We start from the raw sequence: 22,146 nt of genomic DNA, 5'->3' as shown, positions 1-22,146 counted from the left end.
GGCGGTCACGGCCAGATCGAGGTCACCCATTCCGGGTGGTCGATGAACGGGTTCCGGTTGTGCTGGAAGGTCGTGTAGATGACCTCGTTGCGCCGCTGCTCGAACGCGTCCGGCGGGTCGGCCGCCGACCACGCCTTCAGCACCGAGAGCTTCCCGATGTACGGCGCACTCCCGTTGTTGACCGAGTTGTTGATCTCGAGGTTCGCGAACCCGTCGTCGCCTTCGTAGCGCACGGCCATGTAGAAGATCATCCGGGCGATGTCGCCACGGACGGCGGCCCGGGGAGCGAACGAGTCCGAGTCGGCCGTGCAGCCGGAGCACTGGGCCACCGCCGTACCGCCGTTGTCGAAGTCGAGGTTGCCGCGGGCCGCGTTCACCGACACGTCCTCGGGGCGCAGGTGATGGACGTCGGTTCCCGGGCCGGTCGCCGTACCGAAGTCGCCGTGGGACTTGGCCCAGACGTGCTCGCGGTTCCAGTCGTCGGCGCCGTCGCCGTTGCTGGTCTTGCTGATCGAGCGGCCGGAGTAGATCTCGATCACGTTGTTGCTGTTGTTCGGATCCTGGTCGGTGCTTTGGAGCGCGGTCCAGACCTGGTCGTAGCTGAGCTTGGTCTGGTTCGAGATGATCGTGTGCAGCGCGGCCTTCAGCGCCGCGCCGGACTTGCCCGCGGCGGCCGCGTAGTAGTCACCCGGATCGGTCGGCGGATCACCTGGATCCGACGACCCGCCTCCGGTGAACGCGGTCGCGTCCTTCAACCCGGCGTGCGAGAAGTACGCCGCCAACGTCCCGGTGACCGTGATCTTCTGGCCGAGCAGTCCGGGGTTGGTCTGCAGTCCGTACGACGCGCGGAACGCGGACGGGATCTGGACATAGAGCATCGACGACGTACTCGTCTGGGTGGCCGAGTCGGCCAGCGCGAGTGCGAAGTCGTTCGGGAAGTTGCTGCGGACGACGGTCGTGGTGGCGGTCGGCTGACCGACCACGTAGCCGGTGACCGAGGCACTCGATCCGTCCTGGCGGCCGATCGCCGTACCGACGGTGATGGGCGTCGCCGCGGTCGACGGCGTGATGCCGAAGCCGAGCAGCGCGAGGACAGTGGTGACAATCAGGGCAGGACGAAACCAGCGCGACACGGTGACTCCCAGGGGCGGTTGGGGGACCGAACTGAGATCAGTCTGCCCACCGCGCCCGGCCGCCGAACATCACGATCGCGAACACCAGGTGAAGGTTTGAACCGGTGGGGCGGTGAACGAGTGAGTGTCGCTCGCCGCCCCACCTGGGTGGCTGGGCCCCCATCAGGCCGCGACGAACTGCCGCGGGCCGCTCTGCCCATCCACCAGCGAGGCGCTACTGGCGGGCAGCACCTCACCGAACAAGGGGAGGGCGCACGGGCCCTCCAGCGGTGGCGTGGTGCGGACGCCGCTTACGGACGGTACTCAGCCCGGCACGCGTTGTCCATGGCTGGGAGAGGCCGTCTCACGCTACTGACAGGTCACTGACCGATCAGGCGGGCACCAGGACGGCGTCGCTGCGTTGGGCTCGCTTCAGGCCGTAGAGCAGCAGGCCGATCGAGATCACGCCAACGACTGCGTACGTGATCCGCCCGCCGATATCGTCCCAGGCGGTGTGGAGAGCGACGGCCAGCGCGTACATGCCGACGAAGCCGGCGAAGTGCTTGCCGTTCGGCGCGATCACGAACCGCCACAGGCCCCAGCAACTCAGTCCGGTCCAGGCGGCGTGACCGGCCGGTGACAACAGGCCGCGGATGAACAGGGTCGCCTCGGCGGCGCCGACGTTGCCGTTGGACTGCAGCAGCGCGACGAACGCGTAGCCCATCGTCTCCAGCACGGCGAAGCCGGTGCCGACGGCCACGCCGATCACGATCCCCTGGCCGAGCGAGTTCCGGTAGCGGTGACCGAAGAAGACCACCAGGACGGCCGGTACGACGAGCTTGGCGGCCTCCTCGATCAGCCCGACCCCGACCATCGGCAGGGTCCCCAGTCGCCGCATCGCGTCGTACTCGAGCAGGCCCGCGACGACTACCCCGGTCACACCGCCGAAGAGCAGGCAGCCGCCCAGCGTCGGTCCGTCGATCAGCCAGCGCCCGGATCGGCCGGCCGCGAACGTGACGAACGTGAGCGGTACGACGAGCGCCCCGAGCAGGATCATGGTCGGGAACAGATTCGGGTTCCCGGTGTCGGTCAGGACCGCCAGCACGGCGAGGTACAGACCCCCGCCGATCAGGAACGTCCCGACCCATGCCCACCTGCGGACCAGCATCTGTGCGCTCATGGACAGATGGTGCCCGGACTGGCGTGGTTGCGCCATGTCGCAGGGACGGCAGTGATGGACAGGGCGCATCCCCGTGACCTGATTGCAAACTCTGTCGAAAGAAGAGGTGTGCCCCCAACCTCTGGAAGAGGAGAACCTGCCCATGTCCTCCCTCAGGATCACCGCTGCCACCCTCGCAGCGGCCTTGACCCTGGCCGCGGTGACGGTGACCCCGTCCGCGGCCGCCGCACCCCCGACCGGCGCTGCGGACCCGAAGGTCAGCACCGTCACCCTGATCACCGGTGACGTCGTCGAGGTGACCGACGCCGGTGCCGGCAAGAAGGCGGCCACCGTCCACCCGGCCGCCGGCCGCGAAGGCGTCTCGTTCCACACGATCGAGGCCGACGGCGGCCTCCGGGTTCTGCCGAGCGACGCCGTTCCGTACATCTCGACCGGCGTCCTCGACGCGGACCTGTTCGACGTCGACGAGCTGATCGCGGACGGCTTCGGCGACTCTGCCGCGCGGCAGCTCCCGCTGATCGTCAAGGACAGTGGCGGCCTGCGGAGCGCTCAGGCCCTCGCCGGTACGACGACCACCCGCGACCTCCCGTCGATCGGCGGCCGCGCTGTGGATGCGGCCAAGGACCAGCTGCCGGAGCTGTGGAAGTCGCTCAAACCTGCCGCCGGTGCGCGCGCGTTGAACAGCGGGATCAGCAAGATCTGGCTGGACGGCAAGGTGCGTCCGGTGCTGGACAAGAGCGTCCCGCAGATCGGTGCACCCGACGCCTGGAAGGCCGGCTACGAAGGCTCAGGAGTGAAGGTCGCCGTACTGGACACCGGTGTCGACGCGACCCACCCGGACCTGGTCGGCAAGGTCAAGGAGTCCGTCGACTTCTCCGGCAGCCCGTCCGGCACCCAGGACCACTTCGGCCACGGGACGCACGTCTCGGCGACCATCGCGGGTACGGGCGCAGGCGCCGGTGGGACCCGGAAGGGCGTGGCGCCCAAGGCCGATCTGCTCGTCGGGAAGGTGCTCGGCGACGACGGGTACGGCTACGACTCGTGGATCATCGCCGGGATGGAGTGGGCCGCGGCCGAGGGCGCGAAGGTCGTGAACATGAGCCTCGGCGGTGAAGCGACCGACGGCACCGACCCGCTCAGCCAGGCGGTCAACGACATCACCGCACAGTCCGGCACCCTGTTCGTCGTCGCGGCCGGCAATGAAGGCGCAGACGAAACGGTCGGTACGCCGGGTGCCGCGGCCGCCGCGTTGACCGTCGGAGCCGTCGACCGCAACGACCAACTGGCGGACTTCTCCAGCCGCGGACCGCGGCTCGGCGACAGCGGCCTGAAGCCGGAGATCACCGCACCCGGCGTCGGCATCATCGCGGCCCGCGCGGCCGGCACGATCATGGGCGACCCGGTGGACGACCTCTACACGGCCGCCTCGGGTACGTCGATGGCCACGCCGCACGTGGCCGGTGCGGCGGCCCTGATCGCGCAGCAGCACCCGGACTGGAAGGCAGACCAGCTGAAGAACGCGCTGGTCAGTACGGCGAAGACCCAGGCCAACCAGACCGTCTACCAGCAGGGCGGCGGCCGTGTGGACCTCACCCGCGCGACCGCGCAGAAGGTCTTCGCTACCGGCGTCGCGGACTTCGGACTGCAGAGCACGGCCGACGCGGCCACCAGGACCATCACCTACCAGAACCTGGGTGCGACTGCGGTCACGCTGAACCTGACCGTTGCCATGACCAACCTTGACAGCGGTCAGCCGGTCGCCGGCGGGTTCGGCGTTCCGGCCAGTGTGACGGTGCCGGCGGGCGGGAGTGTCGACGTACCGGTGCAGGCTGCGGGGCTGGCGCGTGGCCTGTACAGCGGGTGGATCGTTGCCACCGGCCCTGATGGGGTTGTCACGCACACTGCCGTTGGTGCGCTGCGGTCCGGTGCGAAGCACAAGGTGACGTTGCGGGCCGTTGGTCTGGATGGGAAGCCCACCGGCGTTCCGGTGGTCTCGCTGTTCGGCGACAACTCGCGATCGGACGTGCTCGGGTGGATCGGTGACGGTTCGTCGTACACGGCTGAGGTCGAGGAAGGCACCTACCTGCTGCACGCGCTGGTCGAGAACAGCGATCCGCAGGACGAGCAGGTCAGTCTCTTCACCGACCCGAACATCGTGGTCAGCAAGGACACGGAGATCCTGATCGACGCGCGGAAGGCGGTGCCGATCACGATCCAAACGCCGAAACCGTCCGAGCAGCAGGCGGTGCTGAGCTACTACGTGCACCGGCAGTACGCGAACGGCCGGTCCATCAGTCACGGCGTGATGCACTTCAGCACGGTCAAGCAGGTGAATGTCACACCGACGAAGCCGGTCAAGGACGGCACGTTCGAGTTCTCGTCGCGGTGGCAGTTGGTCGCGCCAATGGTCCAGGCTGCCGTTTCTGGGGTGAATGGACCGCTGGACATCAACCTGTTGCACCAGTCCCCGTCGTACGAGGGTAAGCGGCGGTTCTCGCTCGTTTCGTCGCTCGATCGGGCGAAGGGTGCGCTGGTGGTGTTGCCGTCCGACGACGAGGAGGCGCAGATCGCGGCCGCAGCTGCCGCGGGTGCGGCGGCCATCATCCTGATCCGGCCGGCGGACTGGTCGGCGTGGACGGTGTGGCGGCCTACGGGTGACCGGGAGCCGATTCCGGCGATGGTCACGACGTACAAGGACGGTCAGAAGCTCCTCGATCGGATTGCCCGGGGTCACGCCTCTGTCGACCTGACGCTGACCACGTCGAGCCCGTATCTGTACGACGTCCAGCAGGTCTCGACCGGGTCTATCCCCGCGAAGATCACCTACAAGGTGACTGCGGCGAACAGTGCGCGGATCACCACCCGGTACACCGACAACGGTGGCTTCAACTGGGCCAAGGAGCAGCGGTTCGGGTGGCGCCCGTGGCAGGAGTACTCGTGGAACGACGCACAGCGGTTCGTCGAGACCCCGAAGGTACGCGAGGAGTGGGTGACCTCCGGTGACTCGCTCTGGCAACACCGGGTCCACCACCTCTACACCTGGGACGACATGAACCCGTTGGCCGGCGGGATGACGGCGTTGCCGCAGAGCTACCGCAGTGGTTCGTCGAACGAGACCTGGTTCGGTCCGGTGGTCCGGCCCGCCGCGGCGCCTGGCGTGGTGTCGACACGCACCGGTGACCGGTTGTCGTTGCGCATCCCGTCGTTCGTGGATGCGGACGGGCACTACACGGTCGGCGAGACGACGTCGTCCTCGGCGGTCCTGTCCCGGAACGGCGCGGTCGTGGCCAACCTCCCGAACGCCTGGCAGGACGTGATCACGTCCAGCGGCGATGCGTCGTACAAGCTCGACCTGTCGACCGAGCGGATCGATCCGGACGGCGAGTGGGCCTGGGGAACGCGTACGCAGACGTCCTGGGAGTTCCGGTCCACCAAACAACCGGATGACGAGGCCGTGCCGCTTTCGCTGCTGCAGATCGGCTACAAGGTCCCCACCGATCTCACCGGCCGCGTCGCGTCCCGCACCCACGTTGTCGGCCTCGACGTACCCAAGGCAACGGCTGTGCAGGCGTGGGCATCCTTCGACGAAGGCACCAGCTGGAAGCGGCTCGTGACGGTTGGCGCCCGCGGGCACTACCTGGCCGTCGTACCGAACGCGCACGACAGCGTGTCGCTCAAGGTGCAGGCCAGCGGTGCGGGCGGTACGAAGGTCACGCAGACCGTGATCCGGGCGTACGGCGTCAAGTAGTCCGTTGAGCTGGGGCGGCCGATCGGCCGCCCCAGCTCCTCAGAGCCAGTCGCGTTTTGCGGCTTGGAAGGCCAGACCGGTGCGGGTGTCTACGCCGGCCAGAGCCATCAGGCGGTCGAGGCGGCGTTGGACCGTACGGCGGCTGATACCCAGCTGGGACGCGATGGACTTGTCGGGTACGCCGGCCACCAGCAAGGACAGCAGGAATCGCTCGGAGTCGTCCAAGCCCTCCACCACGACGGTGTCGTCGTCGGGCTGCAGCTTCACCGGGGTTGCCTGCTCCCAGCGGCTCTCGAAGAGGGCCAGGAGAGCGTCGAGGAGTTGGCCGCGGCCGATCACCGCGGCGGTCGGTTCGCCGATGGTCTCGTCGTCGCGGACGAGCGGGCAGATCGCGGTCGCCCGGTCCACGATCGCCAGCCGGACCGGGAGCGTCGGGAGGGTGCGGGCCTCCTCACCCCAGCCGACACCTTCGGCGATCGTGTCGAGCTCGCCCGGCGTCTCGAGCAGGGCGCGCTCGTAGATCGCGCGATACCGGACGCCGCGGGACAGAGCGCCGTACTCCTCGGTGTTCTCGGCACCCTGCATGGCGAGCGGGTTGGCTCGGCAGAACCACAGGATCTCCGTCCGCGCGGACTCCTGCAGGTCGCGCAGTCGCTCACGCAGCGCGGTCGCGCCGACAACCACTTCGACCAGGTGGTGGGCGTCCCGCCGGTTCGCACTCGCGCGGAACTCCTCACTCAGCGCCGCGACCGTCTTCCGGGCGGCCTCGAGTGATTCCTGCCGCCGGAGCAGCGTCGTACCAAGGGCCACGTCCGGAGGAAGCGGCCGGAACACTGGCTCGTCGGCCTCCTGCACCGCGACCAGCCCCTTCGCCTGCAGCCGCTGCAGCACGTCGACCGCCTCCTGCTGCGGCAACTCGGCAACCTCCGCCAGCTCCGCCGACCGGGCCACCGCCAGCCCGACGAGCAACCGGTAAGCCTGCTCCTCGCGAGCGTCCAACAACAAGCTTTCCTGCATTTACCCCACCTCCACCCCCACACCTAACCAGTCACTCCAACGTTGCAGGTAGCGTTTTCTTGGCATTCAGGTAGGTCAGACCGGCGTAGGTGTACATGGAGAGGCCCAGGGCTGCCATGGCGGCGATGACCGACCACTGCCATCGAGGGCCGGCGTAGAGGGCCAGGAACCAGGACTTGGTGCCGGCGTTGCCGGTCAGTTTGAAGATGGTCGGGACGACGGCTTGGGGGACGAGGGGAATCGCTCCGAAGCCCAGGCAGAGGCCTGCGGTAGTCCGGCGCCAGCGCGGGAGAGACTCCAGGGACGTGGTCTGTTTGGACTGCGTTGGGGTGGACCGGCCGTGCCTCAGCAGGGTTAGGAGCTCCGGACCGCGGCGGTCCAGGCGCGTGGCGGCTGCGCGGCCAAGGGACCACCAGAGGAGTACGCCGGTCAGCACACCGACCGGGACACCCCACCAGGACGCGGCCAGGGCGACGAGCAGTGCAGGTCCGGCTGTGATGGAGACCAGGACGAGCATCACGTAGACGAGGCCCATGGTCTCGCCCTCGTTCTCACCGGAGTTCAACGGGTTTCCGGACCGCTTGTGCGCATCAGTCGTCGGTACGGCGGCGTACACCGAGCAGGCCACCACCAGACCGGCCGCACCACCGAGCAGCGCAGGCAGCACGCTCAGCACGAGCGGCCAGGCACTGCTGGAGCCGGACCACCACGTCAGCAGCAGCGTGATCACCAGAGCCGGTGGACCGAAGACAAGGACGAACGCACGCTGCCGTGCGCGCACATCTGGTCGGGCCGACCCAGGAGTCATCAGTGTGGTCCACAGCGCCGTACCGTCAGAGCCATAGAGGTTCGAGGACATCGCTCCGGCCATGATCACGGTCGCGGCGCCCGCCCACGGCAACATCGCCTTCCAGCCGACGGCTAGCGGCATCAGACAGAAGAACAACCCGTAGCTGATCGCGAACACGGCCTTGTACCCGTAGAGCACGTCACGCGTCCACGACCGCAACTCCTTGGCCCCGGCAGCGCCGCGTGGTCCGGTGGCGGACAGGACCCGGCGGATCTTGCCGCCTGTCCGGGTTGCCGCCGTACGACGAACCAGAAGCGCCGACCAGGCGAGCAACATCAGGGCGCCCAGCAACAGCAACCCCGCCAGCGCCAGGACCGCCTTCAACCAGTCATTACGGCCAGCGGCCTCAACAGCGACCAGACCCCAACCGGACGGCGCAATCCGCGCCGCCTTGGCCATGGTGCCCTGCACGTCCGTCGACACGAACGCGACGATCAGCGCCCACCCCTGCGCCATGAACGCCAGGATGAACGCATTCACCAGTCCCGCGATCACCGCACCCGCGCGGATCTGCAGGAGTACGCCGTACACGGCAACCGCGAGCCGGGACGCCAAGATGAAGCAGAACAGTTGCAGTACGAGCGCCGGCACCGCAACAACCGCAGCAACGACACTCAGCTGTCCACCGGCCACTACGAGGCTCAGTAGCGCGATGAGGCTGATGATCGGCGCTACACCGGCCAGTGCGGCGGTGAGGAGACCCGCCGCCAGTGTGCGCGGCGGAATCGGCAGCATGGCGAAGTACTCCGGCTTGAGCGTCTCGTCTCCGCCACCTGCGAACAACGGCCCGACCACCCAGCCCAGCATCCACACCGCGAGCGCCACAACCAGCAGGTCACTGTCTCCCGCAGCGGACCAGATCGTCCCGCCCGCGAGCACAAGGCCCACAAACGCGCCGGTGCAGATCCAGGTCAGCCGGTTCGGGTCTCTCAAGGCATGCCGGAACGCCGCCAACCGCATCCGGACGAGCGTGCGCGCGGTCAGACCGACAGCCACGTCAGACCGTCCGCGCCTCGCGTCGACGCACCGACCAGCGCGACGAACGCGTCCTCCAGGCTGCCACCGGCCTGCACCTCGGAAACGGTGCCCTGGGCAACTACCTTGCCCTGGGCGACGACGGCCACCCGGTCGCAGAGTTGCTCGACCAGTGCCATCACGTGGCTCGACATCACCACCGACCCGCCGCCGGCGATGAACCTGTTCAGGATGGTCCGGATGGTCGCCGCCGACACCGGATCGACCGCCTCGAACGGCTCGTCCAGGACCAGCAGCCGCGGCGCGTGCAGCAGCGCGACGGCCAGCCCGAGCTTCTTCCGCATCCCGGTCGAATACCCGATCACTTGCTTGTCGTCCTCGTGATCGAGCTCGAGCACCTCGAGGAGCTCCGTCGTACGAGCGTTGACCTCGCCCTCATCGAGACCGCGCAGCAAGCCCAGGTACGTCAGCACCTCGCGCCCGGTCAACCGCTCCGGCATCGCCAGCCCGTCCGGCAGCACGCCGACCAGCGCCTTCGCGTGCAGCGGGTCCTGCCAGACGTCGACCCCGAAGATCCGCGCGGTGCCCGCGTCGGGTCGCAACAGCCCGACGGCCATCGACAACGAGGTCGTCTTGCCCGCACCGTTGGGGCCCAGCATCCCGAAGAACGATCCCTTCGGCACGCTCAGGCTGAGCTCGTCGACCGCCCGCTCCGACCCGAAGATCTTGGTCAGCCCTACCAGCTCCAACGCCTGTTCCATCCGGTCAACCTATCCTCGGCGAGTAGCATGCAAGCGCTCTCACACCCCTGCCGGAGGAGGCCCGCGATGCCGGAGATCCGCCCGTACCGCGCCAGCGACCGAGCCGCCGTCGCCGACGTCTGCGTCCGGACGGCCGACAACGGCGGCGACGCCCGCGAGCTGTTCCCGGACCTCGAGCTGATGCCGACGATCTTCGCCTATCCGTACGTCGACCTCGAGCCGGAGTCCGCGTTCGTCCTCGACGACGACGGCCGCGCGGTCGGGTACATCCTCGGCTGCGCGGACACTCCGGCGTTCACCCGGCGATTCCGCACCGAGTACCTCCCGACGGTCGCCTATCCGGCTCCCACCACCACGCCCTCCAGCCCCGCCGAGCAGATGATCGCCCTGCTGCACAACCCCGAGCGGATGGTCATCCCCGAGGTCGCCGACTACCCGGCGCACCTCCACATCGACCTGCTCCCGCAGTACCAACGCTCCGGCCACGGCCGGGCCCTGATGATGCGTCTGCTCTCCACGCTGCAGGCACGCAACGTCGACGCCATCCACCTGGTCATGCTCACCACCAACACCCCGGCCGGCGCCTTCTACCAACGCCTCGGCTTCCACCCGATCCCGGTCCCGGACGTCACCGTGGTCACCTACCTAGGTCGGAGCACTGCCGTCGACTGAGGCGTTGAGTTTGGCCAGAGTTTCGTCGGCTGATTCGGGACGGTTCTGGCGCTCGAAGAGGGCTGCTGCGGTCTGCCAAGACACACGGGCCTCAGCGGGTTGGCCCAGTGCGAGCTGAGCATCGCCGAGGCGGTCAAGGGTGTCTGCCTCGTGTGCGTCGTTGCCGCTGGCGCGGTACAAGGCGAGCGCCTCCTCGAAGCTCGCGACGGCCTCGGCCGGGTCACCGCCTCGCAAAGCTGCCACTCCCAGCGTGTCGAGGACATCGCCGATGCCGTCGGGGTCGCCGAGCCGGCGGAACGCCTCGAGGGCGGACAGGCAGACCGATCGAGCCTCGTCGTACCGGCCGAGGTTGACGTAGATCCAGCCCACCAGGGCGAGTGCAGCGCCCAGTTGCATGTCCGCACCAATACCCTGGTACAGCTCGACCTGGCCGATCGCGTAGTGCAGAGCACGCTCGGGGTTACCCTGCCGGAGATAGACCACCGCGAGCGTCTGCTGGCAGGACGCGCGCTCCTTGTCGTCACCACTGCGGTCGGCGTAGTCGGAGGCGATCTCCAGCTGCCGGATGGCCTCGTCGTAATGCCCGACCTGCGCCTGGAAGCGGCCGTAGAACCGATGAACGAGCGCCCGCGCGGACACGCTGTCGATGTGAGGAACGATCGCGAGCGCTCGCTCCCACACCTCCGTCGCGGCGGCGTTCTGCGCGCGCTTGGCCTGGTACGGCGCGAGCGCCCACGCGAGTTGCCAGACGGCCGAGAACCGGCCGGTCTCGGACGCGAAGCGCTGAGCGGCCAGCAGGTTGTCCATCTCGGCGTCGAACCAGGCCAGCGCCTCGGCACTGTCGCTCAGACTCAGCGGAGCGGTCGGCTCGAGCTCCAGCGGTATGCGGCCTGGCCGCAGCGTCCGGTCCGCCTCGATCGCGCCGTGTACGTAGTGGTCGATCAGGCGGTTCAGGGCCTGGTCTTCGGTGGGGACGTGTTGGTCTCGGGCGAAGAGGCGGATCAGGTCGTGCATGCGGTAGCGGCCGCCGGTGTGCTGCTGGATCAGGCTGGCGCTCTCGAGCCGGTGTAGGGCCGGTCTGGGATTACCACCGGCCAGTGCGGCGGCGGACGTCGTACTGATGTCCGATCCGGGCGCATGCGCGAGCAAAGCGAGCAGGACGGCCGCGTCTGGGTCCAGCGCGCGGTACGACGTCTCGAAGACCGCGCGCAGGCCCGCATCGGACTCACCCGCGTCGAATGCGTCCAATCGCGCCTCAGCGTCGCGTAGCTCATCGGCGAGCGCAGACAGCGGTAGATCGGGCCGTCCGGCCGCTCGAGCCACAACAATCGCCAGTGCGAGCGGCAGACCGGCGCAGTGCGCAAGCAGCTCCTCGAACGCCTTGGGCTCGGCGCTCGCCCGATCCGAACCGATCTGACGCAGCAAGAGGTCACGGGCATCGGCCGGCTCCAGCGCGTCAAGATCCACCGGTACGGCGCCGTGCCGCGTCACCAGCCCACCGAGCCGGTTCCGACTGGTCACGATCACCGCGCCACCAGCTGTGCCTGGAAGGAGCGGAGTGACCTGCGTGCTGTCCTTGGCGTTGTCGAGCACGAGCAGCAGACGTTTGCCGGCCAGCATGGTCCGGTAGAGACCTGTCCGTGCCTGAGGCTCGGACGGGATCCGCTCGACCCCCAGCGCCTGCAGGACTGTGCTCATGGCCCGGTCCGCGGACAGCGGCGGCTCACTGGGGTCGAAGCCCTGCAGGTCGACGAACAGCTGCCCATCCGGGAACCGTCCGAGGTTGTCGTGGGCCCAGTGCAGCACCAACGCCGTCTTGCCGATTCCGCCGACCCCGCCAACCGCAGACACCGCGATCGTCGCCGGCTGGGCCTCACTGGCCAGCGCCGTCGACAACTGCTTCAGGGCCCGCGCGCGCCCGACGAACGAAGCCGTTGCTGCTGGCAACTGCTGGGGAACCGACCCGCGGACAGGCTCGGTGGCGAGGAGCTCTTGCTGCAACTGTTGAAGTCTGGTTGAGGGCTCGATCGCCAACTCGTCCAGCAGGGCACGACGGATGCGCGCGTACTCCTCCAGCGCATCGCCCGTCTGACCGGCGCGATGGAGTGCCAGCATCAGTTGGCCAGCGACCCGTTCGTTGAGCGGGTGGGTCCGTGCTCGGGCCCGCAGTGCCGGCAGGAGTACGCCGTACTCGCCGTGGCGGAGCCGAAGGTCCGTGAGATCGAGCTCTGCCTGGAAATGCTCGGCTTCGAGGCGATCGCGCTGTTCGTTGAACCATGGCGTGTCCACACCGGCGAACGGCGAACCACGCCACAGACCGAGCGCCTCCTCGAACAACGCGGTGGACTGTTCGGCAGTCGCGTCTGCCACCAACCGCCGGAACTGATGCACGTCGACCGACTCCGGCCGGGCGTGTAGGACGTAGCCGCCGGCTTGCCGGGACAGGTCGTCGTCGAGTGCGGTCCGCAGCCGGGACACGTAGGCGTACAAGGACTCCCGAGCTCGCTGCGGCGCGTGCTGACCCCAGACCCGGTCGATCAATTGGTCCGCGGTCACCGGACGTCCTATCTCCAGCAGGAGTACGGCGAGGACCGCGCGCTGACGCAGATGCCCCAGCTCGACCGGCTCGATCTCACCCAGTACGCCGAACTCCATCGCTGCCTCCACCCGGACCGACCTGCGGATTCAAGGCCCGCACAAGGTACCAGTCAACCCCAGCCGGTGATTCTTTCCTCAACCAAAGGAGGCGACAGATGCACAAAGGCGAGGCCTACCAAGGCTCCTGAACTAGTTGTCTACGACAACCACCGACTCCCTCCGATGCGCACTTTGTGCACGAGATCCGTACGCGCACCGCGGAAAGACACGGATCCGGTGCACAAAGTCGGACGTGGCGGAGGGACGCGCCGAGGTCCCTGGTTTTGTCGGGGGTCGGTGCGAGAGTTGGGGGATGACGGGGATTCGGATCGGCGCTGCGCAGCCGACGATCAGTGCGGACGCGCGGGTGAACGGCAAGACGGTGCGTGCGTTGATGCGGGAGGCAGCGGCCAAGCGAGCGCGGCTGGTGCAGTTTCCCGAAGGAATGCTGACCGGGTATGCGAAGGAGCAGATCGCGGACTGGTCCCAGGTCGACTGGGACATCGTCCGCAAGGAGCTCGAGCGGATCATGGCGCTGGCCGCGGAGCTCAACCTGTGGGTCGTGCTCGGCTCCGCGCATCCGCTCACGCCGCCACATCGCCCGCACAACAGTCTGTACGTGATCTCCGACACCGGCGAGCTCATCGATCGCTACGACAAGCGGTTCTGCTCGCACACGGAGATCAACCACTTCTACTCACCCGGCTTCGACCCGGTCGTCTTCGACGTCGACGGGTACCGGTTCGGCACCGCGATCTGCGTCGAGATCAACTTCCCGCACCTGTTCGGTCAGTACGAGCGTCTCGGCGTCGAGTGCCTGTTGTTGTCGGCCTACCCGGTGGACGCGATCTTCGAGCTGAAGGCCCGCGCGCATGCCGCGATCAACTGCTACTGGATCTCGATGTCCCTGCCGACCCAGACCCTCGACCTGATGCCGTCCGGCGTGATCACCCCGGCTGGCAGCTACGCCGCCCAGGTCACCGGCCAGGCGCAGTTGGCCGTCCTCACTCTGGACCGCGACGACCCGGCCCTGACCGTGCCGCTGACCCACGCCCGCCCCTGGCGCACAGCGGCCCTGAAGGGTGAGATCTACCGCACCCGAGCCGTGAGCGACCCCCGCTCAACCAACCGGACCGCCATCTGACGGCAGCTCAAACGCAAGAAGTCCCGGTCGTCGACCGGGACTTTCTGTGCGCGAGGGGGGAGTTGAACCCCCACGCCCTTTCGGGCACACGGACCTGAACCGTGCGCGTCTGCCTATTCCGCCACCCGCGCGCTGCCGCTTTCGCGACGAGAAGGAACATTAGCACGGGATGTCGTGGAGCTTCACATTGCGGGTTCGGTCGAACCTCCCGATACGATCGATCGTCGTACCCGGTGTGTCCGCCCGACCGGTGGACGAGGTTTCGACGTACCGACCGTGGAGGAGGAGGCGTGCGACCGCTGCAGCGCTTCGAGCGACGACTGGAAGGCCTGGTGAGCGGCGTCTTCGCGCGCGCGTTCAAGGGAGACGTCGAGCCGATCGAGCTGGCCGCCGCCCTCAAGCGTGAGATCGACAACACCGCGCGGATCCTGTCCCGGGACCGGCGGCTGGTGCCGAACCACTTCACGATCGAGCTCGGCCCGGGTGATTTCGAGCGACTCAACGCCTACGGCCGGACCCTGAACACCGAGCTCGCCAACGAGCTGCGCGACCACGCCGACATCCAGCGGTACACGTTCTCCGGGCCGATCGAGATCGAGCTGACCCAGCAGGACGACCTCCCTACGGGTAAGTTCGCCGTCGTCAGTGCCACGGTCGGGACGCCGCAACGGCGGCAACCACCCCCGTCCTACCAGCAGCCGGCCTACCCGCAGGAGCCCTACGTGCCGCCGAACGACGGGCAGATGGTCACGCACCAGCCGCCACCGCCGCAGCAGCAGCCACCGCGCCGCGGGCACCCTCAGGTGATGCTCGAGGTCAACGGCCGGCGCCGTCCGGTCAACCCGCCCGGCGTGGTGCTGGGCCGCGGCACCGACGCGGACATCCAGATCAACGACCCCGGTGTCTCCCGGCGGCACGCGGAGATCCGGCTGATGCCGGAGGGTCCGGACGGGGTCCGGGTGGTCATGGTCGACCTGGGCTCCACCAACGGGACCCTGGTGAACGGCCGGCGGGCCACCGAGGCCGAGCTGGTGGACGGCTCGACCGTGCGGATCGGGAACACGACGATGACGCTGCGCCTCGCGGACGAGCCGATGGCCCAGCCGCCGAGCAGCGGGTGGTGACTGAGCTTCCATGTCGGAACTGACCCTGACCCTGATCAAACTGGGGTTCCTGGCCCTGTTGTGGATGTTCGTCCTGGCCGTCCTGTCCGTGATCAGGTCCGATCTGTTCGGCGCGAAGGTCGACAGTCGCGCCGCGGCGCCCGCCGTGCCGCAGGTTTCGCGGACGCCGAAGGCCGCCAAGCCGGTGAAGAAGCGCAAGGGCCTGCCCGGATCGGTGACGATCGCGGACGGCCCGCAGGCCGGTGTCGGCGCGACCCTGGTCGAGGACCCGGTCATCATCGGCCGCGGCTCCGACTGTCAGATCCGGCTCGACGACGACTACTCTTCGACCCGGCACGCGCGGTTGTTCCAGTCCGAAGGCCAGTGGTGGGTCGAGGACCTGGGCTCCACCAACGGCACGTACCTCGACGGCCAGCGGGTGACCCACCCGATGGCGGCCGAGATCGGCGGCTCGATCCGGATCGGCCGGACGACGCTGAACATCGCGAAGTAGGCCTGCCTCGATGACCCTGTCGCTCGACTACGCCGCACTGTCCGACGTCGGACGCGTGCGTCGCAACAACGAGGATTCGGCGTACGCCGGTCCGCACCTGCTGCTGCTCGCGGACGGAATGGGCGGCGCCGCCGCCGGTGAAGTGGCCAGCTCCGCGGCGGTCCAGGTGATCCGGCGGCTCGACACTGCCGAGATCAGCGGCGACGACATGATCGAGGCGCTGGCCGGTGCTGTCCACCGGGCGAACGAGCGGCTCTCGGAGCTGGTCGAGGAGGACCCCGAGCGCGAGGGGATGGGCTCGACCGTCACCGCGCTGATGTTCGACGGGCAGCGGCTCGGGCTGGCTCATCTCGGCGACTCCCGCGCGTACCGGATGCGCGACGGCGTGCTGTACCAGCTGAGCCACGACCACACCTTCGTGCAGTCGCTGGTCGACGAGGGCCGGATCTCGCAGGAGGAGGCCTTCACCCACCCGCACCGCAACCTGATCCTGCGCGTGCTCGACGGCCGGCCGGACTCCGATCCGGACCTCGAGATCCTGGACGTCCGCGCCGGCGACCGCCTGATGCTGTGCAGCGACGGCCTGCCCGACTACGTGAGCGACGAGGTGATCGCCGCCTCGATGGCCTCCGGTACGCCGGACTCCGTCGTTGTGGAGCTGATCACGCATGCGCTCGAGGCCGGGTCGAACGACAACGTCACCTGCGTGGTGGCGGACGTGGTCGAGACGCCGCCCACGAGCGGAGTCGCACCGCAGCTCGTCGGTGCCGCCGCTGAGCTGGCCCAGGGCGGGACGGGCCGCGGCGAGCAGACCCTCACCGTCCCCGGCGGGCTCGGCGGTGGAGGTGGCGGCCGGCACGCGGGCCCACTCGACCCGGAGGAGCTGCGGTACGCGCCCCGTCCCCCGAAGCGCTTTCCTTGGCTGCGACGGATCGCCGTACTGGTGGTGATCCTCGGCCTGATCGGCGGCGGTGCCTGGTTCGCCTACAGCTGGACCCAGAAGCAGTACTACGTCGGCTCCGACGGCGACTACGTGGCGATCTTCAAGGGTGTCGACGCCGGCATGCCGGGGCTGACGCTGACGAAGGTGTTCGAACGGCAGACCCTGCAGGTCGACAAGCTTCCGACGTACAACCGGCAGCAGGTCGAGAACGACATCCAGGCCGACGACCTGGCCGGTGCGCGGACGATCGTGAGTGAGCTGCAGCGGACCGCGGACGAGTGCGCCGCCAAGGCGAAGCCCACTCCGACTCCGACGCCCAAGCCGAGCACCCCGCCGGCCACCACCCCCGCGAAGCCGCCGGCCACGGTGCCGGCATCGACGACCCCGACACCGTCCACCACTCCTAGTACGCCGGTCGACCCCGACGACTGCGACGGGGTCCGATGAGCATCGCCTCGACGTCGGTCATCCAGATCATGCCGCGCACCCGGCGTGGGGTGGAGCTGCTGCTGCTCATCATCGCGGTCGGCGTCTCGGTCGCGGCGTACGTGAACATCGGCGTGACCCTGCAGAACGGCGTCCCGGCCAGCACCGGGTACTACGCCCTCGGCATCAGCCTGCTCGCCCTGATCGCACATCTGGCGCTGCGGTTCCGTGCGCCGTACGCGGACCCGGTCATCCTCCCGTGTGCCGTCCTGCTGAACGGGCTGGGCGTCGCGATGATCCACCGCGTCGACATCGGACTGACGGCGATCGGCCGGACCAAGGGCGTCCCGTTCGCACCGCAGCAGATCACCTGGACCGCGGTCGGTGTCGTGGGATTCCTTGCGGTGATCCTCGTGATCCGCGATCACCGCCGGCTGCAGGCGTTCACCTACAGCCTCGGCCTGGCCGGTCTGATCCTGCTCGTGCTGCCACTCGTCCCCGGCATCGGAGCCAACGTCAACGGCGCCCCGATCTGGATCCGCGTCGCCGGGATGTCGTTCCAGCCCGGCGAGTTCGCCAAGGTCTGCCTGGTCATCTTCTTCGCCGGTTACCTGGTGGTGAAGCGCGATGTGCTGACGCTGGCCGGACGCCGGTTCCTCGGCCTCGACCTGCCGCGGGCCCGGGACCTCGGGCCGATCCTGATCGCCTGGCTGGTCAGTCTCGGCGTTCTGGTCTTCGAGAGCGACCTGGGCTCATCGCTGTTGTTCTTCGGTCTGTTCCTGTTCCTGCTCTATGTGTCCACCGAGCGGGCCGGCTGGCTGATCATCGGTGGCGTCCTGTTCGCGGGCGGTGCCTACTTCGCCTACATGGCCTTCGGCCACGTGCACCGACGCGTGACCGACTGGATGGACCCGTGGGCGATTGACGGCGGCCAGGTGAAGCTCGGCCTGATGGGTCAGGCCTGGGGCGGCATCCTCGGCCGCGGCCTGGGGCAGGGTCACCCGGAGCTCACGCTGTACGCGAACAGCGACATGATCATCTCCTCGATGGCCGAAGAGCTGGGCCTGACCGGGCTGATCGCGATCATCCTGATCTACACGCTGATCGTCGAGCGCGGCCTCCGGACGGCGCTCGGCTGCCGCGACATCTTCGGCAAGCTGGTCGCGACCGGTCTGGCAATGTCGTTCGCGCTGCAGGTCTTCGTGATCGTCGGTGGCGTCACCGGCCTGATCCCGTTGACCGGTCTGGCCACGCCGTTCATGGCCCTGGGCGGTACGTCGCTGGTCGCGAACTGGGCGATCATCGCGATGCTGCTGCGGATCAGCGACCAGGCGAGGCGACCGCAGACCCCGGCCGCTCCCGTGTCCGACGAAACGATCGCGATGGCGGTGCAGAAGCAGTGAACTCGGCGATTCGACGGCTGGCCCTGGCGGCCATCATCCTGATGCTCGCGCTGATGGCGAACTCGACGTACCTGCAGGCGTTCCGGGCGAACGAGATCAACGGCCGCAACGACAACAAGCGGGTGCGCGACTCGCAGTTTTCGGTCAACCGCGGGCCGATCCTGATCGGCAGTACGCCGATCGCCCAGAGCAAGCCGTCCGACGACCAGTTCAAGTACCAGCGCACGTACACGAACGGGCCGACCTACGCGCCGCTGACCGGGTACTACTCCTACGTGTACGGCCGCGGCGGCATCGAGCTGACGATGAACTCCGAGCTGAACGGTTCGGACCCGTCGATGGCGTTCCGCCGGATCATCGACGTGATCAGCAACCGGCCGCAGCAGGGCGGCAGCGTCACGCTCACGATCAATGCCGCGGCCCAGCAGGCGGCGTACAACGGATTGGCCGGGAAGACCGGCGCGGTGGTGGCGATCGAGCCTAAGACCGGGCGGATCCTCGCGATGGCGACGCGGCCGTCGTACGACCCGAACTCGCTGGCCTCGCACGACCTGCCCAAGGTCGCGACCACCTGGGACAAACTGCTCACCGATCCGACGAAGCCGCTGTCCAACCGGGCGGTGCAGGAGCTCTACCCGCCGGGTTCGACGTTCAAGCTCGTCACCGCGGCGGCGGCGCTGTCCAGCGGCAAGTACACGCCGGAGACCAAGGTGCAGTCCCCGGCCGTGCTGTCGTTGCCGCAGACCACCACCACCCTGGTCAACGAGGACGGCAAGAACTGTGGCGGGAGCGATCAGGCGACCCTCACGATCGCGCTGCGATACTCCTGCAACACCGCCTACGGCAGCGTGGGCCTGGCGCTCGGCGCGGACGCGCTCCAGCAGCAGGCGGCCAAGTTCGGCTTCGGCGAGAAGCCGTTGACCGAGCTGGCCGGAGTCGCGGCCAGCCAGTTCCCCGGCGATCCGAACCTGCCGCAGACCGCGCAGTCCGCGATCGGCCAGTTCGACGTCCGGGCCACGCCGCTGCAGATGGCGATGGTGTCGGCCGGGATCGCCAACAAGGGCGTGGTGATGAAGCCCTACCTGGTCCAGAACGTGAAGACCGCGGACCTGAAGACGGTCTCGGAGACGAAGCCGGAAGCTTTGCATCAGGCCGTTACGGCGGACGTCGCGGCCCAGTTGACGGGAATGATGGTCGACGTGGTGAAGAACGGCACCGGCAGGCCCGGCCAGATCAACGGCGTCACCGTGGCCGGCAAGACCGGTACGGCGCAGACGTCGAAGGACCGTCCGCCGTTCGCGTGGTTCACGGCGTTCGCACCGGCCGAGGACCCGAAGATCGCGGTCGCCGTTCTGATCGAGGACGCGAACGTCCCGCGCAACGACATCGCCGGCGGCGCGCTGGCCGCTCCGATCGCCAAAAAGGTGATGGAGGCGGTGCTCGGCCAATGACGACGATACGGAATGATGCCGTTACAGCGCGTCTTTCCAACGGGGATCCAGGTGTGGCGGCAGCTACCGTGGGCAAATTGAGTGTGTTTTTGGGTCTATCGCAGACAGGTTGGAAGGCTGAGTCATGACATCGCAGGCACGTCTCGTCGGCGGCCGGTACGAAGAAGGCGAACCGCTCGGCCGCGGCGGCATGGCCGAGGTCCGACAGGGTGTGGACAACCGGCTCGGCCGGTCCGTCGCCATCAAGCGGCTGCGGGTCGATCTGGCCAGTGATGCCACCTTCCAGGCCAGATTCCGCCGCGAGGCGCAGTCGGCGGCCTCTCTGAACCACCCGACCATCGTCTCGGTGTACGACACCGGCGAGGAACCCGATCCGAACGGCTCCGGCGTCACGATCCCGTACATCGTGATGGAGCTCGTGGTCGGGAAGACGCTGCGCGACCTGATCCGCGAGGGCCGCAAGATCATGCCGGAGCGGGCGCTGGAGATCACCTCCGGCGTGCTCGAGGCGCTCGACTACAGCCACCGGGCCGGCATCGTCCACCGCGACATCAAGCCCGGAAACGTGATGCTGACCCCGCAGGGCCAGGTCAAGGTGATGGACTTCGGTATCGCCCGCGCGGTGGCCGACACGTCCTCGACGATGACCCAGACCGCGGCCGTCATCGGTACGGCGCAGTACCTGTCGCCCGAGCAGGCCCGCGGCGAGACCGTGGACGCGCGCTCCGACCTGTACTCGACCGGTTGCCTGCTCTACGAACTCCTCACCGGGCGTCCGCCGTTCGTCGGCGAATCGCCGGTCTCGGTGGCCTATCAGCACGTCCGGGAGCAGCCGCTGCCGCCGTCGTCGTTCGATCCGGACATCCCGCCGGAGGTCGACGCCGTCGTCCTGAAGGCGCTGGCGAAGAACCGTGAGGAGCGGTACCAGAGCGCGTCCGAGATGCGGCAGGACATCCACCGGGTGCTCGCCGGCCAGCAGGTCACCGCGCCGATGGCGCCGGTGGCCGCGATGGCCGAGACGCGCGCGATGTCGCCGACGCGGATCGCGCCTGCTGCGACCCAGACGTACCGGCAGTCCGCGGCCGACGACCTACTGCCTCCGGGCGGCGACGACGATGACGACCGGGACGACGCCCGGTCGCGGCGCAACCGCGGCCTGGCGTACTTCCTGCTCGGACTGGCCATCGTGGCGGTTGCTGTCGGCGCGTACGCCCTGTTCACCAACCTGGGCAAGGACGACACCGCCGGCAACACTCCGACCACCTCGACGCCGGTCAAGGTGCAGGTGCCAGATGTCAGCGGCAAGTCGCTGACCGAGGCGACCAGCCTGCTGACCGGCCAGGGCCTGAAGGTCACCTCGACCCAGGCCAAGAGCGACACGGTTGGCAAGGGCCAGATCGTATCGCAGACGCCGGAGGGTGGCACCCAGGCCGACCAGGGTTCCACCGTCGCCCTCGTGGTGTCGTCCGGACCGTCGGCGTTCTCCGTGCCCGACGTGATCGGGATGTCGGAGTCGAAGGCGCGCAGCACGCTCGAAGACGCGAAGGGCCAGTTCAAGGTCAAGCAGAAGTCGGTGGAGCAGGACAGCGACGAGAAGAAGGGCACCGTGATCGCGGTCAGCCCGGACCCGGGTCAGCAGTACCCGCCGGGTCAGGAGTTCACGCTGACCATCTCCAGCGGTAAGTCGAACGTCGAGGTGCCCGACGTCGTCACCCAGGTCTACGACGACGCGAAGCTGACACTGACCCAGCTCGGCTTCCGGGTCGGGTACGTGTTCGGCAACGACCCGACCAAGGCCGACGGCACGGTCCTCTCGCAGCCCTACCCGGCCGGCACCCAGCGCCCCAAGGGCTCGCTGATCACCCTGACGGTGAACAAGCTGGACGAGCAGTCCCCACCCCCCAGCGGCCCCACCGACTCCCCACCCCCGAGCGGCCCCTCCACCCCAGTCATAACCATCGGCTAAACCCACAAAACCCCCGGCCCCGCCGGGGGTTTTGTTCTTGTGGCGGACGTGTGGGTTGATTGGTCGCCGCTGCGCGTCTGGTCCTGTTGCCGCCTGCGGCGGGGGGCGCGGATGGTGGGTTCGCCGCTCGTGTGGTTTGGCGCGAGGCAACTGTGGTGGCGCGGTCTCCGGGCTGCGTGATGGTGCTGGTCGCGGTGGTGTGCGTCAAGGGCGCCTTCGGCGTCGCTGCGCGATCTTCGACCCT

The 22,146-nt window shown here is 68.4% G+C and carries 15 protein-coding genes and 1 tRNA gene; 9 read left to right on the top strand and 7 right to left on the bottom strand.

Translation table 11 applies throughout. The features are described from left to right. Nucleotides 1–5: 5 nt before the first annotated feature. Together ACWF4Z_RS31060 and ACWF4Z_RS31055 are read right to left on the bottom strand one after the other, a co-directional pair. Nucleotides 6–1,133: an endonuclease gene (locus tag ACWF4Z_RS31060; RefSeq protein ID WP_452246725.1), complete on the bottom strand. Its 1,128-nt coding sequence runs from the start codon at nt 1,131–1,133 to the stop codon at nt 6–8. Nucleotides 1,134–1,503: 370 nt separating this feature from the next. Further along, complete coding sequence (locus ACWF4Z_RS31055) at nt 1,504–2,292, bottom strand: PrsW family intramembrane metalloprotease (RefSeq protein ID WP_452246724.1); 789 nt, start codon at nt 2,290–2,292, stop codon at nt 1,504–1,506. A 142-nt stretch (nt 2,293–2,434) separates the two neighbouring features. Here ACWF4Z_RS31055 and ACWF4Z_RS31050 point away from each other — a divergent pair, with 142 nt between their 5' ends. Next, on the top strand, nt 2,435–6,040 hold the full coding sequence (locus ACWF4Z_RS31050) for a S8 family peptidase (protein WP_452246723.1): 3,606 nt from the start codon (nt 2,435–2,437) through the stop codon (nt 6,038–6,040). Nucleotides 6,041–6,079: 39 nt separating this feature from the next. On the opposite strand, the gene ACWF4Z_RS31045 is transcribed toward ACWF4Z_RS31050, so the two are convergent. Genes ACWF4Z_RS31045 through ACWF4Z_RS31035 form a run of 3 tightly spaced genes read right to left on the bottom strand, consistent with a single transcriptional unit; the run spans nt 6,080 to nt 9,643 of the window. Continuing rightward, on the bottom strand, nt 6,080–7,057 hold the full coding sequence (locus ACWF4Z_RS31045) for a helix-turn-helix domain-containing protein (protein ID WP_452246722.1): 978 nt from the start codon (nt 7,055–7,057) through the stop codon (nt 6,080–6,082). Between the two features lie 31 nt (nt 7,058–7,088). Further along, nucleotides 7,089–8,903 carry a hypothetical protein gene (locus ACWF4Z_RS31040; protein WP_452246721.1) on the bottom strand — a complete coding sequence of 605 codons (1,815 nt, stop codon included), beginning with the start codon at nt 8,901–8,903 and terminating at the stop codon, nt 7,089–7,091. Continuing rightward, nucleotides 8,888–9,643: an ABC transporter ATP-binding protein gene (locus ACWF4Z_RS31035; RefSeq protein ID WP_452246720.1), complete on the bottom strand. Its 756-nt coding sequence runs from the start codon at nt 9,641–9,643 to the stop codon at nt 8,888–8,890. Before ACWF4Z_RS31035 ends, ACWF4Z_RS31040 begins: the two co-directional genes overlap by 16 nt. Nucleotides 9,644–9,709: 66 nt before the next feature. On the opposite strand from ACWF4Z_RS31035, the gene ACWF4Z_RS31030 reads away from it, so the two are divergent. Further along, on the top strand, nt 9,710–10,315 hold the full coding sequence (locus ACWF4Z_RS31030; RefSeq protein ID WP_452246719.1) for a GNAT family N-acetyltransferase: 606 nt from the start codon (nt 9,710–9,712) through the stop codon (nt 10,313–10,315). Here the strand turns inward: ACWF4Z_RS31030 and ACWF4Z_RS31025 are convergent. Further along, complete coding sequence (locus ACWF4Z_RS31025; RefSeq protein WP_452246718.1) at nt 10,289–12,982, bottom strand: BTAD domain-containing putative transcriptional regulator; 2,694 nt, start codon at nt 12,980–12,982, stop codon at nt 10,289–10,291. The genes ACWF4Z_RS31030 and ACWF4Z_RS31025 overlap by 27 nt on opposite strands. A 283-nt stretch (nt 12,983–13,265) precedes the next feature. On the opposite strand from ACWF4Z_RS31025, the gene ACWF4Z_RS31020 reads away from it, so the two are divergent. Next, nucleotides 13,266–14,096 (top strand): carbon-nitrogen hydrolase family protein, encoded by an 831-nt coding sequence (locus ACWF4Z_RS31020; protein ID WP_452246717.1) that lies wholly within the window; start codon nt 13,266–13,268, stop codon nt 14,094–14,096. Between the two features lie 47 nt (nt 14,097–14,143). Here the strand turns inward: ACWF4Z_RS31020 and ACWF4Z_RS31015 are convergent. Further along, nucleotides 14,144–14,227, bottom strand: a tRNA-Leu gene (locus ACWF4Z_RS31015). A gap of 159 nt (nt 14,228–14,386) precedes the next feature. Between ACWF4Z_RS31015 and ACWF4Z_RS31010 the strand changes: the two genes are divergently transcribed. The 6 genes from ACWF4Z_RS31010 to pknB all read left to right on the top strand — a co-directional run bounded on the left by ACWF4Z_RS31010 (nt 14,387) and on the right by pknB (nt 21,902). Next, a complete protein-coding gene (locus tag ACWF4Z_RS31010) occupies nt 14,387–15,220 on the top strand; it encodes an FhaA domain-containing protein (RefSeq protein WP_452246716.1) in 834 nt (277 codons plus the stop codon). A 10-nt stretch (nt 15,221–15,230) separates the two neighbouring features. After that, entirely contained in the window at nt 15,231–15,713 is a 483-nt protein-coding gene (locus ACWF4Z_RS31005; protein ID WP_452246715.1) for an FHA domain-containing protein FhaB/FipA, read from the top strand. A 10-nt stretch (nt 15,714–15,723) separates the two neighbouring features. Continuing rightward, the gene (locus ACWF4Z_RS31000) at nt 15,724–17,103 is read left to right on the top strand and encodes a PP2C family protein-serine/threonine phosphatase (RefSeq protein WP_452246714.1); all 1,380 of its coding nucleotides are present in this window, start codon (nt 15,724–15,726) and stop codon (nt 17,101–17,103) included. Continuing rightward, nucleotides 17,100–18,485 (top strand): FtsW/RodA/SpoVE family cell cycle protein, encoded by a 1,386-nt coding sequence (locus ACWF4Z_RS30995; RefSeq protein WP_452246713.1) that lies wholly within the window; start codon nt 17,100–17,102, stop codon nt 18,483–18,485. Before ACWF4Z_RS31000 ends, ACWF4Z_RS30995 begins: the two co-directional genes overlap by 4 nt. Next, a complete protein-coding gene (locus ACWF4Z_RS30990; RefSeq protein ID WP_452246712.1) occupies nt 18,482–19,936 on the top strand; it encodes a peptidoglycan D,D-transpeptidase FtsI family protein in 1,455 nt (484 codons plus the stop codon). The genes ACWF4Z_RS30995 and ACWF4Z_RS30990 overlap by 4 nt, the downstream gene beginning before the upstream one ends. A gap of 124 nt (nt 19,937–20,060) precedes the next feature. Further along, complete coding sequence (gene pknB, locus ACWF4Z_RS30985) at nt 20,061–21,902, top strand: Stk1 family PASTA domain-containing Ser/Thr kinase (RefSeq protein WP_452246711.1); 1,842 nt, start codon at nt 20,061–20,063, stop codon at nt 21,900–21,902. Nucleotides 21,903–22,146 lie beyond the last annotated feature (244 nt).

Source organism: Kribbella sp. NPDC055071, from assembly GCF_053608045.1.
The sequence above is the reverse complement of the archived record's forward strand: the minus strand, read 5'-3'. Positions and strand labels throughout refer to the sequence as shown.